Origin of the sequence: Pontibacterium sp., assembly GCF_041587635.1 — a bacterium.
GTDB lineage: Bacteria > Pseudomonadota > Gammaproteobacteria > Pseudomonadales > Balneatricaceae > Pontibacterium.
Genome location: NZ_JBFGYC010000343.1, coordinates 1 through 4,452, shown reverse-complemented (window position 1 = coordinate 4,452; position 4,452 = coordinate 1). Strand labels below are relative to the sequence as shown.

Below are 4,452 nucleotides of genomic sequence, written 5' to 3'. Positions count from 1 at the left end.
TTGATAAGCGGTCTTCGACTTCCTGCTGACGCTCAGGGTTTAGCGCAACGCCATCCAGATAGTGACGGAGTTCGCCTCCGGCTTCTTCGATCTGGATGTGTGCACTGTTGAGCATCTCTGAAACTTGTTGAATACCTTGCTGATCGGACATATCGCTGAGCAGATGCAGGCACTGATTCAGCAGTGTCAGGCAGTTGTTGCCGTCCCCTTCGGTGGTGAGGTTCATCAATTGATGGCCGTTGTGCAAAATATCAGCGGCGTTGGCGAGCTGTTTTTGCTCTTGTTCCAGTGCCTGTAATTCGCCCTCAGCAGGGCTAAGTTGGTCCAGTTCTTCAATTTGATAGCTGAGCAATTGAATACGAGCGATCTGCTCGTCACTGGCTTCAGTGAGCTGGCGGAGTTGTTTGTCCAGTTTCCGCCACTGGTTAAAAGTGCGTTGGGTTTTGCCTGCCAATACGGTGGCTCCTGCGTACTGGTCCAGTAGCAAACGATGATGTTCTTTATTCAGCAAACGTTGGTGTTCGTGCTGGCCGTGAATATCGATCAGATATTTACTGAGTTCGCGCACGGCGGCAATCGGACTTGGGCGGTTGTTGATGTAGCAGCGTGAGCGACCTTCACGGGTGATGACCCGGCGTAAAATACAATCACCCTCCTGATCAAGCTCCTGCTGTTGTAGCCACGCGGTCGCTTCAGGAATCTGGGATACATCAAAGCTGGCAGTAATCTCCGCTCGTTCTGCACCATGACGAACGGTCGCGCTATCCGCCCGGTCGCCCAGCGTCAATCCTAATGCATCCAGCATGATTGACTTGCCTGCACCGGTTTCGCCGCTAACAACGGTCATGCCGTTCTGTAGTTCCAGATCGAGTTCGTCAACAATGGCGTAGTCACGGATGGTTATCTGATTCAGCATCGTTAAGTTGCCTGTATTTGTTTGCTGTGTATTTATACAGTGTTTTGTACTGTATAAGCGATAATCAGCGAGAGTGCAAACACAAACGGTATTCGTGACAAAAAATTGTGGTTTTTACTGTTGAAAACGATTTGTCGGACCCCATATACAGCGACAGGTATAAATAACTGTGTGCACCGAAGTGCGGTAAGCGTTGGAGATTCCAGATGGCGAACGAAGATAAAGCCCCTGAAACTGAAGCAACTGAACAAGCTGAACAAACCGTTGCGGAAGAAGTAACCGTAGAAGAACAGGTGGCAACTGAGTCTGATCCTCTTGCGGAAGAGGGCTCTCCAGAGCTGTTAAGCCTAGCGGAATTGATGAGCCAGCTGGAAGTCTCGCAGGCCGAAGTGGCTGCGTTGAAAGACCAGATTCTGCGAGGTCAGGCTGAGACTCAAAACATTCGACGTCGCGCAGAGCAGGATGTCGAGAAAGCGCATAAGTTTGGCGTTGAAAAGTTCGCGACAGAAATGTTGGGTGTTGTCGATAATCTGGAGCGTGCGATTGAAGCTGCCGGTGATGACGAAGCGGTAAAGCCGATGCGTGAAGGTGTTGAGATGACACTGGATATGCTGATTGGTGGACTGGCGAAATTCAATGTTGAACAGCTCAATCCTGAAGGTGAGGCGTTTAACCCTGAGCTGCATCAGGCGATGTCCATGGTGCCTGCTGAGGGCGTTGCGCCAAACACTGTTGTTGCGGTTATGCAAAAGGGCTACAGCCTGAACGGTCGTCTGGTTCGTCCAGCGATGGTGATGGTGTCGAAAGCCTGAAACTGACTGAATAAAAATTGGTCGCGGCCCTTGAAACTGATTCAGCCGCACCAATATAGATTGCAAAGCATATTTTAAAGATTTGATCGCTGACCCGTCTTAACGGGCAGAAACTTGGAGTGAATTCGAATGGGTAAAATCATCGGTATCGACTTGGGTACTACCAACTCCTGTGTAGCTATCTTGGATGGTGAAAAGAGCAAGGTTATCGAAAACGCAGAGGGTGATCGTACCACCCCGTCTATCGTTGCATATGTTGACGAAGGTGAAACACTGGTAGGTCAGCCTGCAAAGCGTCAGGCGGTAACTAACCCGGACAACACTCTGTTCGCGATCAAGCGACTGATCGGTCGCCGTTTTAAAGATGATGTTGTACAGAAAGACATCAAAATGGTGCCGTACAAAATCGTAGAAGCTGATAATGGCGATGCCTGGGTTCAGGTGCGTGATGATAAGCTGGCTGCACCTCAGATCTCTGCTGAAATCTTGAAAAAGATGAAGAAAACAGCAGAAGATTACTTGGGCGAAAGTGTGACAGAAGCGGTTGTAACTGTACCTGCATACTTTAACGATGCGCAGCGTCAGGCGACTAAAGATGCCGGCCGTATCGCAGGTCTTGAAGTAAAACGTATTATCAATGAGCCAACCGCAGCGGCACTGGCTTATGGCATGGACAAGTCCAAAGGCGACAAAACCATTGCTGTATTTGACCTAGGTGGCGGTACCTTCGATATCTCTGTTATCGAGATTGCGGATGTTGATGGCGAGCACCAGTTCGAAGTACTGGCAACCAACGGTGATACATTCCTGGGTGGTGAAGATTTCGACTTGCGCCTGATCGAGTATTTGGCAGCAGAATTCAAGAAAGAATCCGGTATCGATCTGCACAATGATCCACTGGCTCTGCAGCGTCTGAAAGAAGCGGCTGAAAAAGCGAAGTGTGAACTGTCTTCTGCACAGCAGACAGATGTTAACCTGCCGTATATCACGGCTGATGCAACCGGTCCTAAGCACCTGAACGTAAAAGTTACCCGCGCGAAACTGGAATCTCTGGTGGAAGAGCTGGTGAAACGTTCTATCGATCCTTGCCGCATTGCGCTGCAGGATGCAGACCTGTCTGCGTCTGAGATCGATGAAGTTATTCTGGTCGGTGGCCAGACGCGTATGCCAATGGTACAGGCTGCCGTTGCAGAGTTCTTTGGTAAAGAACCTCGTAAAGATGTGAACCCGGATGAAGCTGTTGCTATGGGTGCATCTATTCAGGGTGCGGTTCTGGCTGGTGACGTAAAAGACGTACTGCTGCTGGATGTAACGCCTCTGACGCTGGGTATCGAAACCATGGGTGGCGTGGCAACGCCTCTGATCGAGAAAAACACGACGATCCCAACGAAGAAATCTCAGACGTTCTCTACTGCAGACGACAACCAGACAGCGGTAACGATTCACGTTGTACAGGGTGAGCGTAAGCAGGCTGCACAGAATAAATCTCTGGGTCGTTTCGACCTGGCAGATATCCCGCCAGCACCACGTGGCATGCCTCAGATTGAAGTGACCTTCGATCTGGATGCCAATGGTATCCTGAACGTACACGCGAAGGATAATGCGACGGGTAAAGAACAGTCTATCGTCATCAAAGCATCTTCCGGTCTGAGCGATGATGAAATCGAACAGATGGTACGCGACGCTGAAGCAAACGCTGAAGAAGATAAGAAGTTTGAAGAACTGACTCAGGCGCGTAACCAGGGCGATGCAATGGTCCACTCTGCGAAGAAGACCATGGAAGAAGCGGGCGACAAAGCGACTGACGAAGAGAAAGCAAACATCGAAAGCGCTACCGCTGAACTGGAAGAAGTCCTGAAGGGCGATGACAAAGAAGCGATTGATACAAAAACTGCTGCACTGACTGAAGCGATCTCTGGCGTAGCCCAGAAGATGTACGCTGATGCAGCGCAGCAGGCTGAAGCAGAGCAAGCGGCAGGTGGCGAAGAAGCTAAACCGGGCGACGATGCTGTGGATGCTGAGTTTGAAGAGGTTAAGGACGACAAGAAGTAATTTCTACGTCTGACTTCTGAACAGGGAGTTATTCGGTTTGGATCATCATGAACCTGCCGGGTAACTTCTATTCAAGGCATCGCGGGATTCGGGGCTCAACAGCTTCGGCCCGCGTTGTCGTATCCGGCCGGTGCTGCCGGCAAAAGTGATAGCCAGAACCGACTATGTCAAAACAAGACTACTACGAAGTACTCGGCGTTGATAAAAACGCCTCTGACCGCGACATCAAAAAAGCCTTCCGCCGCATGGCGATGAAGTATCACCCGGACCGCAATCCGGATGATAAAGAGTCCGAAGAAAACTTCAAAGAAGTTAACGAAGCTTATGAAGTGCTGTCTGATGCCCAGAAGAAAGCGGCGTATGACCAGTACGGCCACGCGGGCGTGAACCCTAATATGGGTGGCGGTCAGGGCGGTGGCTTTGAAGGCGGTTTTGGTGACATCTTTGGTGATGTCTTCGGTGACATCTTCGGTGGCGGCGGTGGTGGCCGTCGCAGCTCTGTGCAGCGCGGTGCTGATCTGCGTTACAACATGGATCTTTCTCTGGAAGATGCGGTCCGTGGTGTAGAGAAGACCATTAAAATACCAACGCTGGTGAACTGTGATACCTGTCATGGCAGTGGTGCTAAACCGGGTACGCAACCTAAAGCGTGTAGCACCTGTGGCGGTATGG

The 4,452-nt window shown here is 50.6% G+C and carries 4 protein-coding genes; 3 read left to right on the top strand and 1 reads right to left on the bottom strand.

Going from position 1 to position 4,452, the window contains the following annotated elements; all coding sequences use genetic code 11:
* Window positions 1-916 (bottom strand): DNA repair protein RecN (locus ABYW01_RS15045; RefSeq protein ID WP_372834168.1); only part of this gene is annotated, 916 nt, incomplete at its 3' end.
* Between the two features lie 206 nt (window positions 917-1,122).
* On the opposite strand from ABYW01_RS15045, the gene grpE reads away from it, so the two are divergent.
* The 3 genes from grpE to ABYW01_RS15030 form a co-directional block, all read left to right on the top strand.
* Window positions 1,123-1,728: a nucleotide exchange factor GrpE gene (gene grpE, locus ABYW01_RS15040; RefSeq protein WP_372834165.1), complete on the top strand. Its 606-nt coding sequence runs from the start codon at window positions 1,123-1,125 to the stop codon at window positions 1,726-1,728.
* 129 nt (window positions 1,729-1,857) lie between these two features.
* The gene (gene dnaK / locus ABYW01_RS15035) at window positions 1,858-3,780 is read left to right on the top strand and encodes a molecular chaperone DnaK (RefSeq protein ID WP_372834163.1); all 1,923 of its coding nucleotides are present in this window, start codon (window positions 1,858-1,860) and stop codon (window positions 3,778-3,780) included.
* Between the two features lie 164 nt (window positions 3,781-3,944).
* On the top strand, window positions 3,945-4,452 hold a 508-nt coding region (locus ABYW01_RS15030; protein WP_372834162.1), incomplete at its 3' end, for a DnaJ domain-containing protein.